Consider the following 19,845-nt stretch of genomic DNA (forward strand, 5'->3'; position numbering starts at 1 on the left):
CAGTCCCGGATCAGCCGGGCAGCCGGACCGCGAGCCAACGCGCCACGACGCCCGGTTGCTTCATCCACGTGAAATGGTCCGCGCTGCCGCCGAGCGCCTGGTCGTCCAGCACGGTCCGGGTGGCGTGGGCGCCGGGCATCCTCGACAGCAGGTAATCAAGCGAGGACGGCGGAGCCAGCCAGTCGCGGGCAAGCAACACCGCATCCGTCGCCGGCACGCTGCGTGCCAGTGCGGCATCCACGTCCTCGCCCAGGCCTGCGACGGCATAGCGGCCGCTGAGGGCGGTGCGGGCCCAGTCCTGGATCAGTCCCCGCGCCTCGTTTCCGCCGAAGCCGAGACGGCGCCCGGGCAGGGCACCGTTATGCCGGGCGAGCCAGGGGAGGAAGCGGTAGGCCATCGGCAGCAGCCAGCGCGCCGGTGCCGGGAACGCCCGCCAGTACGGGGCCCCGCTGGCGACCAGCCACAGGCGCGGCGTGCGCCCGGACGCAAGCGCGATCCGGCAGCACGCCAACTGCCCGCCCAGGCTGTGCCCCCCGACGATGCGCGGCAGCCCGCCCAGTGGCGCGGGGAGGGCGGCTTCGCTGGCGGGGATATCGAGCTCGAGGATCTCCCGGTAGCCCCAGTCCTGCATGCGGGAGGCCCGCCACGAACTGCTGCCGTTGCCGCGCCACTCGTGCAGGCAGGTGGCGATGCCCTCCTTCGCGAGCGCCTCGGCGAACGGAATGTAGTGGCGTGCGGCCACGCCCAGCGCCGGCAGCCACAGCAGGCACGCGCGCGGCCGTGGCGGCGAGCGCACGATGAGGTGCCATGCATGGCCATCGGCGGCCACGCAGGCGGTTTCCAAGGCCGCCGCGTGGCTGCCGCCGGGCACGACGTCCCCACTCACGCCGTGGCCGCGCCGAAATGGTCGAGCACCCGCACGTCGCCGCGGCCCGGTCGATAGCCACCGGCCAGCGCGCGATGGACGTAGTCGCCGGCCACCTCGCAGGCCTCGCGGAGGGGATGGCCCAGCGCGAGCCGCGCCGCGACCGAGGACGCGAGCGTGCATCCGGTGCCGTGCGCTTCGATCCGCAGGCGGGGATGCGGGAGCTCGACGATGCCACGGGCATCGGCCAGCAGGTCGATCACGGTGTCGGCGCCATCGGCGAGATGGCCGCCCTTCAGCAGGATGGCATGTGCCCCGAGTGCAAGCAGGTCGTTGCAGGCGGCGCGCATCCCGTCGAGCGATCCGATCGGGTGGCCCAGCAGGAGTTCGGCCTCGGGCAGGTTCGGGGTCAACAGGTCGGCGCGCGGCAGCAGGCGGGTCCGCATGGCGACCAGCGCCTCCTCGGCCAGCAGTCGTGCGCCGGACGTCGCGACCATCACCGGATCGACGACGACCGGCACGTCGCGGGTGGCGAGTGCGTCCGCCACGGTATCGATCACCGTCCCGGTGCCCAGCATGCCCAGCTTCACCGCCGTGATCCGGAAATCATCGAAACAGGCGTCGATCTGGGCCTGCAGGAAATCCGGTGGCGGGATCTCCACCGCCGTCACGCCGCGCGTGTGCTGGGCCGTCAGCGCGGCGATCGCGCTGAGGCCATGTACGCCATGGGCCGCGAAGGTCTTGAGGTCGGCCTGGATGCCCGCACCGCCGCCGGAATCGGAGCCGGCGATGGTCAGGGCGCTGGGCACTCGCATGTCCGCATCCAAGGCTCAGAGCACCTCCGAGGCATGGTCGGCCAGTCGCGAGCGCTCGCCGCGTCGCAGGGTGACACTGGCGCTGTGCGCCCAGTTCTTGAAGCGGTCGACGGCGTAGGTCAGGCCGGACGTCGTTTCGGTCAGGTAGGGCGTGTCGATCTGTTCGACATTGCCCAGGCAGACGATCTTGGTGCCCGGCCCGGCACGGGTGATCAGTGTCTTCATCTGCTTGGGCGTGAGATTCTGTGCCTCGTCCAGGATCAGCCAGCGGCTCAGGAACGTGCGGCCGCGCATGAAGTTCATCGAACGGATCTTGATCCGGCTGGCGAGCAGGTCGTTGGTCGCCGCGCGGCCCCAGCTGCCGCCTTCCTGGTTGTGCGTCAGCACTTCCAGGTTGTCCGTCAGGGCGCCCATCCACGGGGTCATCTTCTCCTCTTCCGTACCGGGCAGGAAGCCGATGTCCTCGCCGACGCTGACGGTCGCGCGGGTCATGATGATCTCGCGGTAGCGCTGCTGGTCCATGGTCTGCGCCAGGCCGGCGGCCAGCGCCAGCAGGGTCTTGCCGGTACCCGCGGTGCCGAGCAGGGTGACGAAGTCGATCTCCGGGTCCATCAGCGCGTTCAGCGCGAAGTTCTGCTCGCGGTTGCGTGCGGTGATGCCCCATACCGCGTGCTGGCCGTGCCGGTAGTCGTCGACGATCTGCAGCACGACCTTGTCGCCATCGACGCGCGCGACCTTCATTTCCGACTGCTCGTCGCCCGGCAGGTAGAGGAACTGGTTCGGGTACCAGTCCTCGTCTTCGTGGCGGCTGATCTCGTAGTAGGTCCGGCCCTTCTCGGTCCAGGACTTGAGGTCCTTGCCATGCGCCTGCCAGAAATCCTCCGGCAGCGCGGTCGCACCCGAGTAGAGCAGGGCGAAGTCGTCGAGGGCGCGGTCGTTCTCGTAGTCTTCCGACGCGATGCCGGCGATCGACGCCTTGATCCGCAGGTTGATGTCCTTCGATACGAACACCACCGGCGTGTCGGGTTCGCCCTCCTTCAGCGCGAGGATCGCCCCCAGGATCGCGTTGTCGGGCACCACCGCACCGAAACGGCGGCCGGCATCGAAATTGTCGGTCTGGAACAGCAGTCGCCCGCTGCTGCTCTCGCCGCGCAGCTGCAGGCCCTGCGGGTGGGCGAGGGTGATGCCTTCGTGGATGCTGCCGTCATTGCCCCCTTGGGTCTCGATCAGCTCGTTCAGGAACCGGCTGACCTGGCGGGCGTTGCGACTGGCCTCCGAATTGCCCTTCTTGCCGTTGTCGAGCTCCTCGATGACCTGCATCGGCAGGAACACGTCGTGTTCCTCGAACTTGAACAGCGCGGTGGGGTCGTGCATCAGGACGTTGGTGTCGAGCACGTAGATGCGCTTGCTTCGCGTCATGCGGACTTCCTGCGGGTTGGGCGGTTGGGCCGGGGTTCGACTGCGCCGGACGCGCACCGCAAAACCGCCGTGGCCCGCGGGGCGGGACGGCGAGGGCGGTGGCGGGCGATGGGGGTCACTGCGATGCGTGGGCCTTGAGTGCATCCAGCACGGCCTGGGCATGGCCGGGAACTTTCACTTTTCGCCACGACTGGGCGAGCACGCCGTCGGGCGATACCAGGAAGGTGCTGCGCTCGATGCCCATGACCTTGCGGCCATACATGTTCTTTTCCCGGATCACGTCGAAGGCCGCGCAAAGCGCTTCGTCGGGGTCGCTGACCAGCGGGAAGCGGAAGCCCTGCTTCGCGCAGAAGTTGTCGTGCGACTTGACCGAGTCCCTTGAAACGCCCATGACGACGGCGCCGAGGCGCTTGAACCGTGGCAGCAGCGCATTGAAGTCGATGCCCTCGGTGGTGCAGCCCGGCGTGCTGTCCTTCGGATAGAAATACAGCACCACCCACGAGCCGGCCTGCTCGGCCAGCGTGGTGGACTGGTCGCCCGACAGGGACAGCGGAAGGCGCAGCGTCTTCGCGGGAAGTTTCTTGCCGTCTTCGATCATCGTCAGAACTTCATCGGGTCCATGATGGCGTCGAGGTTGAGGTGGTCGCAGAACTCGAGGAAATCGTCGCGGAGCGCGGCGATGTGCATGTTCGCGGGGACCCCGACGGTAAGCTGGGCGGAGAACATGTCGGCACCGGTCTGCATGGCGCGGTAACGCGAACAGTGCAGGCTTTCGATGGTGATGCCCTGGCGGTCGAAAAAGTCGGCGAGCTGGAACAGGATGCCGGGCTTGTCGGCGGCGACGACTTCGACCACGTAGGGCAGGAGGTTGGACTGGGCCTGCTTCGCACCGGTGCGGTACCAGACGAGCTTCAGGCCTTCCTCGCGCTCCAGCCGCGTGAGCATGGCTTCGAGCTTGGCGACCGAGTCCCAGGAGCCGACCGCCAATGCGGTCACCGAGACGTCCCGCCCGACCGTCGACAGGCGCGCGTCCACGAGGTTGCAGCCGCTGTCGCTGATGCGCCGGGAGACCGCCAGCAACGGCGACTCCGGGTGCGTCGTATACGCGTTGATCAGCAGGTGGTTCTCGTGCGGCGAGGGTCGGGGGGTCGGATCGGTCAAGGCAGCGCCTGCGGGGTGCTTGGGGGGCGATCGGCCCGCATTCGCGGCACCGATGGGCATCCGTGCCGCCGGACGGCGCTGGCGCTGTGGCGGGCGGACCGGATGTGCATGGCGGCAGCATACTTGCCCGTGCTTTCGAGCCGCAAGTAACATCACGGGTGCCGGGCGCCGCACGGCGCCCCACCCCCACCGACAGGTCCCGACTTGCAACTATCCGGCAGCATCACCGCGCTGGCGACGCCGTTCGACCACGCACGCGAAATCGACATGGGCGCCTGGCAGCGCCTGCTCGCACTCCAGCTGGAGCAGGGCACCCAGGGCCTCGTCGTGGCCGGCTCGACCGGCGAAGCGGCGGCACTCCTGGATGCCGAGTACGACCTGCTGCTGCGCAGCGCCGTGGAGTTCGTCGCCGGGCGCGTGCCGGTTCTGGCCGGCACCGGGCAATCCAACACCGCCAAGACCGTGGAGTCCACCCGCCGTGCCGCGGCCCTGGGCGCGGACGCGGCGCTGGTGGTCACGCCGCCCTACGTCCGTCCGACCCAGGCCGGCCTGCTGGCGCATTACCGGGCGGTGGCCGATGACGGCGCGTTGCCGGTGGTGCTCTACAACGTGCCAGCGCGCACGGGCTGCGACATGTTGCCGGAAACCGTGGCCGCGCTCGCCGGCCACCCGCGCATCATGGGCATCAAGGAAGCCCGCGCCGAGCCCGAGCGCATGCAGGCCCTGCTGGCCCTGCAGGCGGGCGACTTCAGCGTGCTCAGTGGCGACGATCCGACCGCATGCCGGGCGATGCTCGCCGGCGCCCGCGGCATCGTGTCGGTCGCCTCCAACGTCCTGCCGGCCGCGTTCCGGCGCCTGAGTGACCTTGCGCGCAGCGGGAATGCGCCTGCCGCCATGGAGCTCGATGCCCGCCTGGAGCCGATCCTCGATTTCATGGGCGTCGAGCCCAACCCCACGCCGGTCAAGGCCCTGCTGGCATTGCAGGGCCTGGGCCATGAATTGCGCCTGCCGCTGCTGCCGCTGTCCGCTGCGCACCAGGACGCCGCCATCGCCATGCTCGCTTCGATCCGCGGGATCGAGGGCGCGCTCGGCCCTTCCGTTGCGGCCTGATTCGCGCGGTCCCGCTCCCTGGAGATATCGATGTCCGTCACCACGCCCCGTTTTTTCCCCTCCCGCGCCGCGATGGGCAGCCTGCTGCTGGCGGTCCTCGTCGCGACCTCCGGATGCAGCTGGCTGCGCAAGAGCAACGAACTGTATGGCGGAGATCCCGCCCTGCGTCCGCTGGAGGTCCCGCCGCCGTTGCCGGATGCCTCCGAAGAAGTCAGCGGTAGCGTGACCGCGAGTGGCGTGGTGGCAGCGCGCCAGGCCGGTGCGCCGGCATCCAACGGTTTCCGCTTGGCGGGTGAGCGCGACGCGGTCTACGCCGACGTCGGCACGGCCCTCGACGCCATCGAGGGCGTCACGATCGCCAGCCGTGCGCAGTTGCTGGGCGCCTACGACGTGAGCTACGAGGGCAGCAGTTTCCTGCTGAGGGTCAGCGAGATCGAGGGGGGCACCTATGTCTCCGCGGTGGACCCCCGTGGCGTGCCGGCGACGGGCGATGCGCCCACGGCACTGGTCGCGCGCCTCGCCGAGGCGCTCGGCGCGTCGCAGCCGTAAGCCGCATCCAAGCCCTGGGCGACCGGGGCTGACGCGCCCCTGTCGCGGTGGTCGGTGTGGCAGGGGCGGTGCCTGCCCCGGTGGCCGGGACAGGCGGTCAGCGCTCCAGCAGGGGCAGCTTGTCCGGCTTGCCTTCCCAGTCCTTGGCGTCAGGTAGCGGGTCCTTCCGGGCCGTGATGACCGGCCAGTCCCGCGACAACTCCGCGTTCAAGGAGGCGAACCCCTCCTGGCCGGCGGGGACGTCGTCTTCGGGGTAGATCGCGTTGATCGGGCACTCCGGTTCGCACAGCGTGCAGTCGATGCACTCGTCCGGATCGATCACCAGGAAGTTCGGCCCTTCGTGGAAACAGTCGACCGGGCACACCTCCACGCAATCGGTGTACTTGCACTTGATGCAGTTTTCGGTGACGACGAAGGGCATGGCGTGTTCCTTGGCTGAGCCGGTGCATTTTATCGGCAGGACCGGCTCGCGCCCAGTGCGGCGGCGAGTGCGCGTGGAGGCATGCGCGGACCGGAAACGAGGAAGCCCGCGCATTGCTGCGCGGGCTCCGGTATATGGCGCTCCCTAGGGGATTCGAACCCCTGTTTTAGCCTTGAGAGGGCCACGTCCTAGGCCTCTAGACGAAGGGAGCATTGGTTTTTCCGCCGATCCGGCAGGATCGCTGGCGGCCTGCTAGTATAGAGGGCTTCCGTTGCGTATGGCAACGGTTCCGTCCGACTCTTTCAGATTCCGTTGAGCTGCGGCAAAGTCCGCTCCGAATGGCAGCCGATACCGACACCGAACAGCCCGCGCCGGACGTCACGCTCCGGGTCATCCCACGCGACCAGCATTGCGTTTCGCGCAAGGACATCAGTTCGAGCGCGCTGCGCGTGCTTTACCGCCTGCGCGACGGGGGCTTCCAGGCGTACCTGGTGGGCGGCGCGGTGCGCGACCTCCTGGTCGGTGGGCACCCGAAGGACTTCGACGTCGCCACCGACGCGACGCCCGAACAGGTCAAGCAGCTCTTCCGCAATTGCCGCCTGATCGGCCGGCGGTTCCGGCTCGCGCACGTGGTGTTCGGACGGGAGATCATCGAGGTCGCGACGTTCCGCGCCAACAGCGACGACGGCAGCGGCGACCGCGAAGTCGAGGGCGGGCGGCTGGTCCGCGACAACGTCTACGGCAGCGTCGAGGACGACGCGGTGCGCCGCGACTTCACCGCCAATGCGCTGTATTACTCGATCGAGGATTTTTCGGTCCGCGACTACGTCGGCGGGTACGACGATGTCGAGCACCGCCTGCTGCGCCTGATCGGCGATCCTGAGACGCGCTATTGCGAGGATCCGGTGCGAATGCTGCGCGCCGTGCGGCTGGCCGCGAAGCTCGGCTTCGAGATAGAAGCCGCGACCGCGGAGCCGATCGCGCGCCTGGCGCCACTGATCTCGGAGGCGGCACCCGCACGGCTGTTCGAGGAATGCCTGAAGCTGTTCCTGTCGGGCCATGCCGTCGACAGTTTCCTGGGCCTCGAACGCCATGGCCTGCTGGGCGTCCTGCTGCCGGAAAGCGCGAAGGCCATCGCGTCGAACCGCAGTGGCGCCCTGCGCAGGGTCGTGCTCGCGGGCCTGCGCAATACCGACGAGCGGGTCGCGAACGACGACCCGGTCTCGCCGGCCTTCCTGTTCGCACTGCTGCTGTGGCCGGCCTATTGCCGCACGCTGTACCAGTTGCAGTCGCAGGGCATGCACGCGGTCGAGGCACAGCGCCGGGCGGCGGACAGGGTGACCGTCCACCAGTTGGACACCATTGCGCTGCCGCGGCGGTTCTCCTTGCCGATGCAGGACATCTGGCTGCTGCAGTCGCGGTTCGGGGCACGCCAGCGCAAGCGTGTGTTCAAGCTCCTGGGGCACCCGCGGTTCCGCGCGGCATTCGATTTCCTCGGGCTGCGGTTGGCCGCGTCGGACGAGCACCGTGCCGACGTGGAGTTCTGGCGCGAGGCGCAACAGGATCCGGCCCACGTCCTCGCAGCGCAGGAAGCTGCCGCCGCCGAAGCAGATGAGGACGGCGAAGAGGGTGAGGGTACGCGTCGGCGACGCCGGCGGCGGCGTCGCAAGCCCCGCTGATGACATCCACGCGCGCCTGCATCGGACTGGGCGCCAATCTCGGCGATGCCGCCGGCGCGGTGCGTGCTGCGTTCGATGCGCTGGCGGCGCTGCCGCACACGCGCCTGCTCGCGGCGTCCCCCCTGTACCGGACACCCGCCTGGGGGTTCGAGGGCCAGCCGGATTTCATCAATGCCGTCGCCCTCGTCGACACCCGCCTGCGGCCAATGGACCTGCTCGAGGCCCTGCTGAGGATCGAGCGCGAGGCCGGCCGCGACCGTACGGCGGATAACCCGCGCTGGGGGCCGCGCCGGCTCGACCTCGACCTGCTGCTGTATGGCGACGAGACCATCGACGTGCCCGGTCTGCAGGTGCCGCATCCGCACCTGCATGCGCGCGCATTCGCGCTGGTTCCGCTGCTGGACATCGTCCCCGGCGCGGTCATCCCGGGCCACGGCCCGGCGCGCCGGCTGCTCGACGCGATGGCGGTCGGGGACATCGAGGCGCTAGGCTAGGCGCATGTACGCATCCACTTCCCAGGAACGCCGCGGCGAAGGCAAGCCGTGGACGGTGCCGGCGCTGGCCGGGGCCAAGCGCGAGGGCCGCAAGCTGGTCATGCTGACCTGCTACGACGCCGGGTTCGCGCGCGCGCTGGACGCGGCGGGCATCGACCTCATCCTCGTCGGCGATTCGCTCGGCATGGTCGTGCAGGGACGCGACAGCACCCTGCCGGTGACCGTGCAGGACATCGCCTACCACACCGCCTGCGTTGCACGAGGCCTGGCGCGCGCGCTGCTGGTCGCCGACCTGCCGTTCGCTGCGGACGCCGACCCGGGACGTGCCCTCGACGCGTCGGTGGCGTTCCTGCAGGCGGGCGCGGGAATGGTCAAGCTGGAAGGCGCCGGTCACAAGCTCGAGGTGATCCGCCACCTCGTCGACCGCGAGGTCCCGGTGTGCGCGCACCTCGGGCTGACGCCGCAGTCGGTGCTGCGATTCGGCGGATTCAAGGTGCAGGGGCGCAGCGATGCCGCCGCGGACCGGTTGCGAGAGGATGCGCGTGCCGCGCAGGCCGCAGGTGCGTCGCTGCTGGTGCTGGAGTGCGTGCCGAGTGGCCTGGCCGAGGAGATCTCCCGCGACCTCGAGATTCCGACCATCGGGATCGGTGCGGGCCCCGGCTGCGACGGCCAGGTGCTGGTCCTGCACGACATGCTGGGCCTGGACAGCGGCCATCGCCGGCCGCGCTTCGTCAAGGACTTCCTGGCCGAGGGCGGATCGGTGGAGGGCGCGGCGATGGCCTACGCCGACGCCGTCCGCGAAGGTCGCTTCCCCGATGCCGGGCATTCCTACGCCTGACCGCCATGCTTGAGACCTTGACCGAGCTGACCGCGTTGCGTGCGCGCGTGGCGACCTGGAAGCGCGAGGGTCTGCGGGTAGCGCTCGTGCCGACCATGGGCAACCTGCATGCCGGCCATCATTCGCTGGTTGAACTGGCGCGCCGGCATGCGGACCGGGTGGTGGCCAGCGTCTTCGTCAACCCGACGCAGTTCGGGCCGAACGAGGACTTCAGCCGCTACCCGCGCACGCCGGACGCCGATGCGGCGGGACTGGAGGCGGCAGGATGCGATGCCTTGTGGCTGCCGGACGTTGCGACCATGTATCCGTTCGGTATCGAAGGCGCGGTGCAGGTCCGCGTGCCGGGCGTCACTTCGGTACTGGAGGGCGCCCACCGGCCGGGACATTTCGACGGCGTCGCCACCGTGGTTGCGCGCCTGTTCCTGCAGGCCCAGCCGGACGTCGCGGTGTTCGGGCGCAAGGACTATCAGCAGCTCGCGGTGATCCGCTACATGGCGGTCGAACTCGCATTCCCCGTGGAGATCGTCGCGGCGCCGATCAAGCGCGAGTCGGATGGCCTCGCGATGAGCTCGCGCAACCAGTACCTGTCCGGCGAGGAACGTCCGGTGGCGGCGATGCTGCATGCGACCCTGCTGGCGATGCGCGACGCCTTCCTCGCGGGCGATGAGATCGGCGCGATCGAGGCGATGGCGCGGGGCCGGCTGACTGCCGCGGGTTTCGAGGTGGATTACTCGGTCGTGCGCCGTCCCGATCTTTCCGAAGAACCGCGGGGAGCGGGCAACTGGGTGGCCCTGCTGGCGGCCCGGCTCGGCAAGACCCGGCTCATCGACAACCTCGAATTCAGAACGTGAACCGTAGCTGACGGCCTGGAACGGAAGGCGCGTGCGGCGCCTGCACTGTCACGCCGGCACCCCAAGCTGTGGACGTACAGCCATGTTGCGTTGCGCCACCGGCTGCTAGAATCCCGGTTTTACCGCTCAACGACCGTCGCCAGACGGGGAACCGCCATGTTGCTGAACGTCCTGAAGGCCAAGATCCACCGCGCGTCCGTCACCCATGCGGAGCTGCATTACGAAGGGTCGTGCGCGATCGACGGGCGGCTGCTCGACATCTCGGGGATCCGCGAGTACGAGCAGGTCCATATCTTCAACATCAACAACGGGCACCGCTTCGTCACCTATGCCATTCGTGGCGAGGAAGGCAGTGGCGTGATCTCGGTCAATGGCGCGGCCGCGCACCTCGCCCAGCCGGGCGACTTGGTCATCATCTGCGCCTACGGCCAGTGCGACGAGCAGGAGATGGCGGAGTTCAAGCCGACCTTGGTCTACGTTGACCGCGAGAACCGTTTGACGCATACCAACCAGTCGATTCCCGCACAGGCCGCATGACGGCCGCCAGGCCGACTGATGAGTCTTACGGAAAAGATTGAGTCCACCCTGCGCCCGCATGCGGCGCGCCTGCGCGACACGCGCACTCCCGAACTGCTGCTTGCCGAGCCGGACCGTGCGCGCGACCTCGCGTTGCGGGCCGGACCGTTGTACGCGAACTTCGCCCGCCAAAGCTACGACCGAGCGGCGCTGGAGGCTCTTTTCGGCCTGTTGGCCGACGCGGACGCGAAGGGCCGTATCCGCGCCCAGTTCGATGGCGAGCCGATCAACCTGACGGAACGCCGCGCGGTGCTGCACACCGCATTGCGCAGCGACCTGTCGCCGGCGCCGGCGGCACGAGCGGCGCACCAGCAGGCACTCGAGGCGCGGACGCGGATGCGCGCGCTGGTCGAGGCGCTGGAGGGGAGCGAGGTCACCGATGTCGTCAGCGTGGGGATCGGTGGATCGGACCTCGGCCCTCGCCTGGCCGTCGATGCGCTGGCCGACGGACGCCGGCTGCGCGTGCATTTCCTGTCCAACGTGGATGGCCACGCGGCGGATCGCGTGCTGGCGGGGCTCGACCCGAGGCGCACCGCGGGCATCCTGATTTCCAAGACCTTCAGCACCCAGGAAACCCTGCTCAACGGGCGCGTGCTGGCCGACTGGTTGGGCGAAGCCGCGGCGACACGCCTGTACGCGGTATCCGCGAACGTCGAGCGTCCCGCCGAGGTCTTCGGAATTCCCGCCGAACGCATCCTGCCAATGTGGGACTGGGTCGGCGGACGCTATTCGCTGTGGTCGGCGGTGGGTTTTCCCATCGCACTGGCGATCGGCATGGACGGCTTCGAGGCCTTCCTGGCCGGCGCGGCGGAGATCGATGCGCACGTGCTGCAGACACCGCTCGAGCGCAACCTCGCGGCCTGGCATGCAGTCACGGCGATCTGGAACCGGAACGGCCTCGGCCACGCGACCCACGCCGTGCTGCCTTACGACGACCGCCTGAAGCTGTTGTCCAATTACCTGCAGCAACTGGTGATGGAGAGTCTGGGGAAGTCCGTGCGCCGGGATGGATCGCCGGTGCTGGACGCGACGGTGCCGGTCTGGTGGGGCGGGGTGGGCACGGATACCCAGCACAGCTTCTTCCAGGCGTTGCACCAGGGCACCTCGGTGGTGCCCGCGGATTTCATCGGCGTGGTCCGGGCCGATGCCACGCACCCCGACAATCATCGTGCCCTGCACGCCAACCTGCTGGCGCAGACCGAGGCCTTCGCCAACGGGCAGGCCAGCGAAGACCCGCACCGCGTCTATCCCGGCGGTCGTCCCACGACGACCCTGCTGCTTGACGCATTGACCCCGCGCTCGCTGGGCGCGCTGCTCGCGCTGTACGAGCACAGCGTCTACCTGCAATCCGTGCTCTGGGGCATCAACGCCTTCGATCAGTTCGGCGTGGAGCTGGGCAAGCAGGTCGCCAACCGGCTGCTGCCCGCGCTGGCCGGCGAGGCCGAGGCCGAGGATCCGGTGACGCGGGAACTGCTGGCGCAGTTGCGGGCCGGCTGATCCGGTGAAGCCGGGGCACTAGGCGCCGTGCCGCTGCAGTGCCCATTCGACGTGCTCACGCACCAGTGCGCTGGCATGTTGCTGCCGTGACCGCAGCGCGGCGATGACTGCCGGCGATGTCGGCGCATTGCCCAGTGCCACCGCGATGTTGCGCAGCCAGCGTTCGTGGCCGCTGCGGCGGATTGCCGAGCCTTCCGTGCGCCGCAGGAACTCGTCCTCGTCCCATGCGAACAGGTCGGCCAGCGTGGCGCGGTCGAGGTGGTTGCGCGCCCGGAAATCGGGTTCGTCACTGCGCCGGGCGAACTTGTTCCAGGGGCACACCAGCTGGCAATCGTCGCAGCCGAAGATGCGATTGCCCATCGGTGCGCGCAGGTCCTCGGGGATCGCGCCCTCGTGTTCGATCGTGAGGTAGGAAATGCATCGACGCGCATCCAGCCGGTTCGGTGCGATGATCGCTTGCGTCGGGCAGATGTCGATGCAGCGTGTGCAGGTCCCGCAATGCGCGGTGGCCGGTTCGTCGACCGGCAAGGGCAGGTCGACGTAGATCTCGCCGAGGAAGAACCAGGAGCCGCCGTCCTTGTCGATCAGGCAGGTGTGCTTGCCGATCCAGCCCAGCCCCGCGTTGCGCGCGAGCGCGCGCTCGAGCACCGGCGCGGAGTCCACGAATACGCGGTAACCGAACGCACCCACTTCTTCTGCGAGCTGCGCGGCCATGCGTTGCAGGCGTTGCCGCATCAGCTTGTGGTAATCGCGGCCGAGCGCGTAGCGCGCGACATAGGCGCGCTCGCCGTCGGACAGGGTGTCCCACGCCTCGTCGCCGTCGTTGCGCCCATAGTCCAGTCCGACCGAGATGACCCGCAGCGTCCCCGGTATCAGTTCGGCCGGGCGGGATCGCTTGTCGCCATGCCGGGCCATCCAGTCCATCGAGCCGTACAGGCCTTCCGCCAGCCAGCTGCGCAGGTGGGCTTCGTCTTCGCCCAGTTCGATCGGCGCGATGCCGCATCGCTGGAAGCCGTGCGCGCCGGCGAGCTCGCGCACGCGCCGGGCCAGGGCGTCGGGATCGGGAGTGGCGGAAGGGTGCATGCCGGGCCAAGTATAGAATCGGGCCATGCATGAGGACGGCACCCTCCATTCGATCGATGGCCTGAGACGGCTGGAAGCCAATGCGGCGCGTCGCCTGGGTGACGACCGCGCCTTGATGCGCCGGGCAGGCCTCGCCGCGTGGCATGCGGTACTGGCGCACTGGCCGGATGCCCGCCGTATCGTCGTGGCCTGCGGCCCCGGCAACAACGGCGGCGATGGCCATGAGTTGGCAATGCATGCGCTGGCGTGTGGGCGCGACGTGAGCGTCGTGGGCCTCCCCGCCACATCGCCTGCAGGCGGGACGGCCGCGGAGGCCGTCCGGCGCTACACGGAAGCAGGCGGACGTTCGCAGGTGTTCGACGGACGCTTGCCCCACGCAGACCTGGTGGTCGACGCGCTCTTCGGCATCGGCCTGCATCGCGCACCCGAAGGGGATGCGGCGCGCCTGATCGAAGCGATCAACAGCCATGGCGCCCCGGTGCTGGCGCTGGACGTCCCCAGTGGCGTGGATGCCGGGACGGGCACGGTGCCGGGCATTGCGGTCCAGGCCTCGCACACGCTGGAGTTCATGCGCCGCAAGGCCGGCCTCTGGACGGGCGCGGCGCTGAACCATCGGGGCACGGCCTCCCTGGACACCCTGGAGCTCGAAACCACGGACTTCGACGGCGTGGAGGCCGTCGCCATGCGCTGGACCGTCGACGCGCTGGCGCATGCGTTGCCGGCACGCCGGCGCGACAGCCACAAGGGCCAGCACGGACGGGTGTTGTGCATCGGGGGCGACCATGGCCACGGGGGGGCGATCGTGATGGTCGCGGAGGCGGCGCTGCGCGTCGGTGCGGGCCTGGTCGAAGTCGCCACCCGCCCGGCGCACGTGGCGCCGCTGCTGGCCCGGCGACCCGAAGCGATGGCGCGCGGTTGTGATGTGCTGGGTGGCGTCACGCTTGAAGGCAGCCTCGCGGCTTGTGATGTCGTCGCGATCGGCCCGGGCCTCAGCCAGTCGGAGTGGGCACGCGAAGCGGTGCCCTGGGTGTCGCGCGCGGGCAAGCCGCTGGTGCTGGATGCCGACGCGCTCAACCTGCTCGCCGAAAGCGCGTGGCCCGTCGTGCCCTCCGATACGATCCTGACGCCGCATCCGGGGGAGGCGGCGCGCCTGCTTGGCGTGACGACACCGGATATCCAGCGCGACCGGCTCGCCTCGGCCCGCCAGTTGGCCGAGCGACACGGCTGCACCGTCGTCCTCAAGGGCGCAGGCACCGTGGTGGCATCGCCCGGCCGGAGGCCGGTCGTGATCGCTGCGGGCAACCCCGGCATGGCCGTCGGCGGGATGGGCGATGTGCTGACGGGTACCATCGCGGCCTTGCGGGCGCAGGGACTCGATGCGTTCGAAGCGGCCTGCACGGGTGCGCTTCTGCATGCCGCGGCCGGTGATCGCGCGGTCCTGGAAGGGGGCGCGCGCGGACTGCTGCCCACCGACCTTTCCCCTTGGTTGCGCCGGCTGGCGAACCCCGACTTCCCGGACCCGAGATGAGCCACCACATCGTCCAGATCCCGCTGCCGGACCCCGACGCCACCGAGGCGCTGGGGGTGCGGCTGGCCCGGCATCGCCCGCCTGCGGCCGTGGCTTACCTGCGCGGCGACCTCGGGGCCGGCAAGTCCACGCTGGCACGAGCCCTGCTCCGTAGCCTCGGCGTGACCGGCACCATCCGCAGTCCGACCTACACGCTCGTCGAGCGCTACCCGCTCGCGGACGACGGCGAGGCCTGGCATCTGGACCTCTACCGGATCGCCGACGCGGGCGAGCTGGAATACCTGGGCCTCGATGCCGATGGCGTGACCTTGTGGCTGGTCGAGTGGGCCGAGCGGGGCGGCGGCGCGTTGCCGCCCGCCGACCTGGTGGTCGAACTGCGGGTCGAGGGGGCGGGACGGCAGGCGCGTCTGGTGCCGGCGAGCGAGGCGGGCGGTGCATGGGTAGACGCAGTGCGGACGGAAACGGTCGAACCGTCAGTTGCGCCGCCTTCCTGACCGGTTCTTCAAGGAAGTTCTGGCAGGTGACGGATTAATAAGGGAAAAGGGCTTGCAAAAGCGTCGGTGTGGTGCTTGACTAGCCCTCATGCGAGCGAGGGGAGCCACCGTCCAGAAGGTCCTGATGGCAGCAGCGCTGCTGGGCGCACTGGCGTGGAATCTCGCTCATGCCTCTCAAATCAATGAGTTGCGGCTGACCAGCGGCGCCACCGGCACCCGGGCCGAAATCCGCCTGGACATCGAGTCCGAGGTTCGAACGCTCAGCCTGAGCGGGCCGGACCGCCTGGTGGTCGACTTTCCCGGCGCGCAGCTTGCCAAGGGCATCCAGTTGCCGGGTCCGGCAGGCATCGTGAAGGCCGTACGCGCCGGCCAGCCGGAGCCGGGCACGACCCGCATCGTGTTCGACCTGGCCCAGCCGGTGGCCGCGCTGCGCCCCCATATGCAACCCGGAATGGGGGGCCCCAGCCTGGTGCTGGAATGGCCCGGCGACGGACAGCCGGCTGCCCAGGTCCCGGCTGCCCAAGGACGCGTCGCCAGTGCGCCCACCCCTGCAACGGGAGCGGCCCAGGTCCCGGCCGTCGTTGCCGTCGATCCGGAGCAGGCTCCGACAACCGCCGTTACCGAGGTCGACCGCGCAGCCTCTGCTGCCGCGACGACCCGCTTGATCACCGAACTTGCGGCACGCGCCACCGAATCCCAGGCCGCGTCCGGTGCCACGGCCACGGTAACCACGACCGTCCCGAGTGCGGCTCCCACGGTGCAGGGCACGCCACCGGCGGCGGCGCCAGCGCCGGCGCAGGTCCAGCGACTGGTCGCGGAGCGTGCCATCCGTCCGCTCGTGGTCGCCATCGACGCCGGCCATGGGGGGCAGGACCCCGGCGCCATCGGTCCGAATGGCAAGCGCGAGAAGGACGTGACGCTCGCCGTCGCGCGTGAGCTCGCGCGGCAGGTCAACGCCACGCCGGGTCTGCGCGCCTACCTGACGCGCGATTCGGACGTGTTCATTCCGCTCAATCGCAGGGCCGTGCTTGCGCGCCAGGCCAAGGCCGACATCTTCGTTTCGATCCATGCCGATGCCGCCGAGAACCGAAGCGCGCACGGTGCCTCGGTCTACGTCCTGTCCCTGCGGGGCGCTACCTCCCAGCGCGCCCGCTGGCTGGCGGACAAGGAGAATGCGGCCGACCTCATCGGTGGCGTGCGCATCGAGTCCACCAACGACACGCTGGCCTCGGTGCTGATCGACCTGACCCAGAGCGGCCAGATGCGCGCTTCCGAGGACGCGGCCGGCCATGTGCTCACCAGCCTTGGCAGGGTCGGCCATACGCGCCGCGTGGAGAAGGCCAACTTCGCCGTGCTGCGGACCTCGGACATGCCGGCGATGCTGGTGGAGACCGGCTTCATCTCCAACCACGACGAAGAGCGGCTGCTGGCCGATCCGGCCCATCAGCGCAAGGTCGCCGCCGCGGTGCTGGACGGCGTGAACACTTACTTCGAGCGCCAGCCGCCGCCGGGAACGATGTACGCGGCCCGTGCCAGCGCGGAGATGGCCGCGGCGGGTGGCGGCAGCCCCTGAGACGCACACGCGCGCACCCCGCTCCGCTATCATCGAATGCGACACCGGACGGCACCGCAAGGTGCCGTTTCCCTTCATCGCCCGATGGTATGCCGTGACGATCCGCCCGCTTCCCGACACCCTCGTCAACCAGATCGCCGCCGGAGAAGTGGTCGAACGACCGGCGTCCGTGGTCAAGGAACTGGTCGAGAATGCATTGGACGCCGGCGGCACCCGCATCGACATCGACCTGGAGGAGGGCGGTGTCCGGCTGATACGTATCCGTGACAACGGGGGCGGCATGCCGGGCGACGAACTGCCGCTCGCGGTGTCGCGGCATGCCACCAGCAAGATCGCGTCCCTGGACGATCTCGAAGGTGTCGCGACGCTGGGGTTCCGGGGCGAGGCATTGCCCTCGATCGCCTCCGTCAGCCGGTTCTCGATCAGCAGCCGGCGGACGGACGACGACCATGGCCACGTCCTCGAGATCGACGGAGGGCGCGTGGGCGACGTGGTGCCGACTGCGCATCCGGAAGGCACCACGGTGGAGGTACGCGACCTTTTCTTCAACGTGCCGGCGCGACGCAAGTTCCTGCGCGCCGAACGCACCGAGCTGGGCCACATCGAGGACTGGTTGCGGCAACTCGCGCTGGCGCGGCCGGACGTCGAACTGCGCGTGAGCCACAACGGCAAGGTGTCCAGGCGCTGGAAGGGCGAAAGTGACCTGCTGTCAGGCATGCGCCTGCACGAGGCGCTGGGGGAGGCGTTCCGCGACGCCGCGCTGCGGGTGGACCACGCAGCGGCCGGCCTGCGCCTGCACGGTTGGATCGCGCAGCCGGCCTACAACCGCGCCAGCACCGACCAGCAGTACCTGTTCGTGAACGGCAGGGCGGTGCGCGACCGCAGCGTGGCCCATGCCGTCCGGCAGGCATATGCCGACGTGCTGTTCCATGGCCGGCATCCGGCGTACGTGCTTTTCCTCGAGCTCGACCCGCGGCGGGTCGACGTAAACGTACACCCGGCGAAACACGAAGTGCGTTTCCGCGATGTGCGCCTGATCCACGACTTCGTATACCGGACACTGCACGAAGCACTGGCCGGCACCCGGGCCGGCACGCCTTCCGGCGCCGGGGTCATGCCGGCCGACAACGGTCCGGCGCCGAGCCCGGCTTCGCCCGGCATCGGTGGAATGACGTCTGCGTCGGGCTACATGCCGCAGGCCCCGCTGGGCCTCCAGGTCGCCGAAACGCGGGCCGGTTATGCGGCCCTTTACGGAGGGCTGCCTGCGCAGGCCACGCACGACGCGAGCACGGTTGCGGGGCCGCCACAGGCCTTGCCGGACAGTGGAGACGCCACCCTGCCGCCGCTGGGCTACGCACTGGCCCAGCTGCACGGCATCTACATCCTCGCGCAGACCGCAGAAGGGCTGGTGGTCGTGGACATGCACGCCGCGCACGAGCGCATCGGGTACGAGAAGCTCAAGTGCGCCCACGATGGCGAGGGCCTGCGGACCCAGCCGCTGCTGGTGCCGTCCAGCCTGGCGGTATCCGAGCGCGAGGCGGACGTTGCCGAACGCGAGGCCGCCACCCTGGCCGAACTCGGCTTCGAGGTCACCCGCAGCGGACCGCAATCGCTCGCCCTGCGCAGCGTGCCGGCATTGCTGGCCCACGGCGACGTCGAGGCGTTGCTGCGCGACGTGCTCGCCGACCTGCGCGAACACGGCGAGTCACGACGCGTGGCCGCGGCGCGCGACGAACTGCTGGCGACGATGGCCTGCCATGGCGCGGTACGCGCGAACCGGCGGCTGACCCTGCCGGAGATGAATGCCCTGTTGCGCGAAATGGAGGCGACCGAGCGCTCCGGCCAGTGCAATCATGGGCGACCGACCTGGGCACGCTTCAGCCTGCCCGAGATCGACCGTTGGTTCTTGAGGGGGCGTTGAGCGGATGACACGGGGCATGATGTTGAGTGGCGTGCTGGCCATGGGGATGGCGGCCGCCGGCTGCGGTGGCGACGCGCCGCCGGACGATACGAGGACACAGGCGATGAGTGCGGAGCACGCGGCCTTCGAGGCCGAACAACAGCGCTGGCGCCGCCAGCGCGTCGAAACCCTGACCCTGCCCGATGGCTGGACCAGCCTGATCGGCCTGCACTGGCTCGATCCGGGCCCCCACTACCTGGGCAGCGACGCGGACAACGGCATCGTGCTGGGGGCCGGCCCCGCGCACCTCGGCATGATCGAGCTGCGCGCAGGCACCCTGCGTTTCGTTCCCGAGGCCGGCCAGGCGCTGACCCTGGACGGCGAGCCGCTGGCAGGAAGCGTGACGCTGCGTGCCGACGACGAGGCGGCCGGGCCGAGCGTCATCGGTTTCGACGAAGGCAAGGGCCTCATCACCGTGCTCAAGCGCGGGGATCGCCATGCGTTGCGGGTCAAGCATGCCGACGCCGCGACACGCACGCGCTTCAAGGGACTGGACTACTGGCCTGCCGATCCCGGCTGGCGCATCGAAGGGCGCTTCGTTGCGCACCCTCCCGGCACCACCCTGCCGATCGGCAACATCATCGGCACGTTGGACGAGACACCGAACCCGGGCGTCGTCGAGTTCGAGAAGGACGGACAACCCTTTCGGCTGGAAGCGCTGGACGAAGGCGACGGGCGCCTGTTCCTGGTCTTCGCCGACCTGACCAGCGGCCATGAAAGCTATGGCGCGGGACGCTTCGTCTATGCCGACGCGCCCACGCCCGAGGGTCGCGTCGTGGTGGACTTCAACCGCGCCTACAATCCGCCCTGCGTGTTCACGCCCTTCGCGACCTGTCCGTTGCCCCCGCTCGAGAACCGGCTTGAACTCGCGGTCACGGCGGGCGAGAAGAAGTACGATCCCAACGTTTCCCGCTGACTTTCCGGAAGGATGC

19 protein-coding genes, 1 tRNA gene and 1 pseudogene are annotated in these 19,845 nt (G+C 69.6%); 13 read left to right on the forward strand and 8 right to left on the reverse strand.

The window, feature by feature from the left end:
• Positions 1–10 precede the first annotated feature (10 nt).
• The 5 genes from H4F99_RS02840 to H4F99_RS02860 form a co-directional block, all read right to left on the reverse strand.
• The gene (locus tag H4F99_RS02840; protein ID WP_343064122.1) at positions 11–886 is read right to left on the reverse strand and encodes an alpha/beta hydrolase family protein; all 876 of its coding nucleotides are present in this window, start codon (positions 884–886) and stop codon (positions 11–13) included.
• Complete coding sequence (gene thiD, locus H4F99_RS02845) at positions 883–1,680, reverse strand: bifunctional hydroxymethylpyrimidine kinase/phosphomethylpyrimidine kinase (protein WP_182668222.1); 798 nt, start codon at positions 1,678–1,680, stop codon at positions 883–885. The genes H4F99_RS02840 and thiD overlap by 4 nt, the downstream gene beginning before the upstream one ends.
• 15 nt (positions 1,681–1,695) lie before the next feature.
• The gene (locus H4F99_RS02850) at positions 1,696–3,099 is read right to left on the reverse strand and encodes a PhoH family protein (protein WP_182668223.1); all 1,404 of its coding nucleotides are present in this window, start codon (positions 3,097–3,099) and stop codon (positions 1,696–1,698) included.
• Positions 3,100–3,214: 115 nt separating this feature from the next.
• Entirely contained in the window at positions 3,215–3,697 is a 483-nt protein-coding gene (locus H4F99_RS02855; RefSeq protein WP_182668224.1) for a peroxiredoxin, read from the reverse strand.
• Positions 3,698–3,699: 2 nt separating this feature from the next.
• Positions 3,700–4,320, reverse strand: coding sequence for a glycine cleavage system transcriptional repressor (locus H4F99_RS02860; protein WP_246371209.1), 621 nt, complete (start codon positions 4,318–4,320; stop codon positions 3,700–3,702).
• A gap of 144 nt (positions 4,321–4,464) precedes the next feature.
• Between H4F99_RS02860 and dapA the strand changes: the two genes are divergently transcribed.
• Positions 4,465–5,370: a 4-hydroxy-tetrahydrodipicolinate synthase gene (gene dapA, locus H4F99_RS02865; protein ID WP_182668226.1), complete on the forward strand. Its 906-nt coding sequence runs from the start codon at positions 4,465–4,467 to the stop codon at positions 5,368–5,370.
• Between the two features lie 30 nt (positions 5,371–5,400).
• Entirely contained in the window at positions 5,401–5,919 is a 519-nt protein-coding gene (locus H4F99_RS02870) for a hypothetical protein (RefSeq protein WP_246371210.1), read from the forward strand.
• A 97-nt stretch (positions 5,920–6,016) separates the two neighbouring features.
• Here H4F99_RS02870 and fdxA read toward each other — a convergent pair whose 3' ends face one another.
• Positions 6,017–6,340 carry a ferredoxin FdxA gene (gene fdxA / locus H4F99_RS02875; protein ID WP_182668227.1) on the reverse strand — a complete coding sequence of 108 codons (324 nt, stop codon included), beginning with the start codon at positions 6,338–6,340 and terminating at the stop codon, positions 6,017–6,019.
• A 135-nt stretch (positions 6,341–6,475) separates the two neighbouring features.
• Positions 6,476–6,551 (reverse strand) — tRNA-Glu (locus tag H4F99_RS02880).
• A gap of 169 nt (positions 6,552–6,720) precedes the next feature.
• Between H4F99_RS02880 and pcnB the strand changes: the two are divergent.
• The 6 genes and pseudogenes from pcnB to pgi all read left to right on the forward strand — a co-directional run.
• A pseudogene (gene pcnB / locus H4F99_RS02885) lies at positions 6,721–8,019 on the forward strand (polynucleotide adenylyltransferase PcnB); the annotation flags it as partial.
• A complete protein-coding gene (folK, locus tag H4F99_RS02890; protein WP_182668229.1) occupies positions 8,019–8,513 on the forward strand; it encodes a 2-amino-4-hydroxy-6-hydroxymethyldihydropteridine diphosphokinase in 495 nt (164 codons plus the stop codon). The pseudogene pcnB and the gene folK, both read left to right, overlap by 1 nt.
• A gap of 4 nt (positions 8,514–8,517) precedes the next feature.
• Positions 8,518–9,351: a 3-methyl-2-oxobutanoate hydroxymethyltransferase gene (gene panB, locus H4F99_RS02895; protein WP_182668230.1), complete on the forward strand. Its 834-nt coding sequence runs from the start codon at positions 8,518–8,520 to the stop codon at positions 9,349–9,351.
• A gap of 5 nt (positions 9,352–9,356) precedes the next feature.
• Entirely contained in the window at positions 9,357–10,202 is an 846-nt protein-coding gene (gene panC, locus H4F99_RS02900; RefSeq protein ID WP_182668231.1) for a pantoate--beta-alanine ligase, read from the forward strand.
• 156 nt (positions 10,203–10,358) lie between these two features.
• Complete coding sequence (gene panD, locus H4F99_RS02905; RefSeq protein ID WP_182668232.1) at positions 10,359–10,739, forward strand: aspartate 1-decarboxylase; 381 nt, start codon at positions 10,359–10,361, stop codon at positions 10,737–10,739.
• Between the two features lie 18 nt (positions 10,740–10,757).
• Complete coding sequence (pgi, locus tag H4F99_RS02910) at positions 10,758–12,275, forward strand: glucose-6-phosphate isomerase (protein WP_182668233.1); 1,518 nt, start codon at positions 10,758–10,760, stop codon at positions 12,273–12,275.
• A gap of 18 nt (positions 12,276–12,293) precedes the next feature.
• On the opposite strand, the gene queG is transcribed toward pgi, so the two are convergent.
• Entirely contained in the window at positions 12,294–13,358 is a 1,065-nt protein-coding gene (queG, locus tag H4F99_RS02915; RefSeq protein ID WP_182668234.1) for a tRNA epoxyqueuosine(34) reductase QueG, read from the reverse strand.
• Positions 13,359–13,383: 25 nt separating this feature from the next.
• Between queG and H4F99_RS02920 the strand changes: the two genes are divergently transcribed.
• The 5 genes from H4F99_RS02920 to H4F99_RS02940 all read left to right on the forward strand — a co-directional run bounded on the left by H4F99_RS02920 (position 13,384) and on the right by H4F99_RS02940 (position 19,829).
• Entirely contained in the window at positions 13,384–14,886 is a 1,503-nt protein-coding gene (locus tag H4F99_RS02920; RefSeq protein WP_182668235.1) for an NAD(P)H-hydrate dehydratase, read from the forward strand.
• A complete protein-coding gene (tsaE, locus tag H4F99_RS02925; protein ID WP_220481008.1) occupies positions 14,883–15,380 on the forward strand; it encodes a tRNA (adenosine(37)-N6)-threonylcarbamoyltransferase complex ATPase subunit type 1 TsaE in 498 nt (165 codons plus the stop codon). The genes H4F99_RS02920 and tsaE overlap by 4 nt, the downstream gene beginning before the upstream one ends.
• A 124-nt stretch (positions 15,381–15,504) precedes the next feature.
• Positions 15,505–16,953, forward strand: coding sequence for an N-acetylmuramoyl-L-alanine amidase (locus H4F99_RS02930; RefSeq protein ID WP_246371211.1), 1,449 nt, complete (start codon positions 15,505–15,507; stop codon positions 16,951–16,953).
• A gap of 94 nt (positions 16,954–17,047) precedes the next feature.
• The gene (gene mutL, locus H4F99_RS02935) at positions 17,048–18,874 is read left to right on the forward strand and encodes a DNA mismatch repair endonuclease MutL (RefSeq protein ID WP_182668237.1); all 1,827 of its coding nucleotides are present in this window, start codon (positions 17,048–17,050) and stop codon (positions 18,872–18,874) included.
• A gap of 16 nt (positions 18,875–18,890) precedes the next feature.
• Complete coding sequence (locus H4F99_RS02940; protein ID WP_246371212.1) at positions 18,891–19,829, forward strand: DUF1684 domain-containing protein; 939 nt, start codon at positions 18,891–18,893, stop codon at positions 19,827–19,829.
• Positions 19,830–19,845: the final 16 nt, after the last annotated feature.

The organism is Marilutibacter penaei (genome assembly GCF_014145395.1).
Lineage (GTDB): Bacteria > Pseudomonadota > Gammaproteobacteria > Xanthomonadales > Xanthomonadaceae > Marilutibacter > Marilutibacter penaei.

Coding starts and splice junctions, on each gene's coding strand:
- H4F99_RS02940 (WP_246371212.1), top strand. CDS start 18,891: ATGATGTTGAGTGGCGTGCTGGCCATGGGGATGGCGGCCGCCGGCTGC.
- H4F99_RS02855 (WP_182668224.1), bottom strand. CDS start 3,697: ATGATCGAAGACGGCAAGAAACTTCCCGCGAAGACGCTGCGCCTTCCG.
- queG (WP_182668234.1), bottom strand. CDS start 13,358: ATGCACCCTTCCGCCACTCCCGATCCCGACGCCCTGGCCCGGCGCGTG.
- H4F99_RS02870 (WP_246371210.1), top strand. CDS start 5,401: ATGTCCGTCACCACGCCCCGTTTTTTCCCCTCCCGCGCCGCGATGGGC.
- panB (WP_182668230.1), top strand. CDS start 8,518: ATGTACGCATCCACTTCCCAGGAACGCCGCGGCGAAGGCAAGCCGTGG.
- H4F99_RS02860 (WP_246371209.1), bottom strand. CDS start 4,320: ATGCCCATCGGTGCCGCGAATGCGGGCCGATCGCCCCCCAAGCACCCC.
- H4F99_RS02920 (WP_182668235.1), top strand. CDS start 13,384: ATGCATGAGGACGGCACCCTCCATTCGATCGATGGCCTGAGACGGCTG.
- tsaE (WP_220481008.1), top strand. CDS start 14,883: ATGAGCCACCACATCGTCCAGATCCCGCTGCCGGACCCCGACGCCACC.
- panC (WP_182668231.1), top strand. CDS start 9,357: ATGCTTGAGACCTTGACCGAGCTGACCGCGTTGCGTGCGCGCGTGGCG.
- panD (WP_182668232.1), top strand. CDS start 10,359: ATGTTGCTGAACGTCCTGAAGGCCAAGATCCACCGCGCGTCCGTCACC.
- H4F99_RS02930 (WP_246371211.1), top strand. CDS start 15,505: ATGGCAGCAGCGCTGCTGGGCGCACTGGCGTGGAATCTCGCTCATGCC.
- folK (WP_182668229.1), top strand. CDS start 8,019: ATGACATCCACGCGCGCCTGCATCGGACTGGGCGCCAATCTCGGCGAT.
- thiD (WP_182668222.1), bottom strand. CDS start 1,680: ATGCGAGTGCCCAGCGCCCTGACCATCGCCGGCTCCGATTCCGGCGGC.
- pgi (WP_182668233.1), top strand. CDS start 10,758: ATGAGTCTTACGGAAAAGATTGAGTCCACCCTGCGCCCGCATGCGGCG.
- fdxA (WP_182668227.1), bottom strand. CDS start 6,340: ATGCCCTTCGTCGTCACCGAAAACTGCATCAAGTGCAAGTACACCGAT.
- H4F99_RS02850 (WP_182668223.1), bottom strand. CDS start 3,099: ATGACGCGAAGCAAGCGCATCTACGTGCTCGACACCAACGTCCTGATG.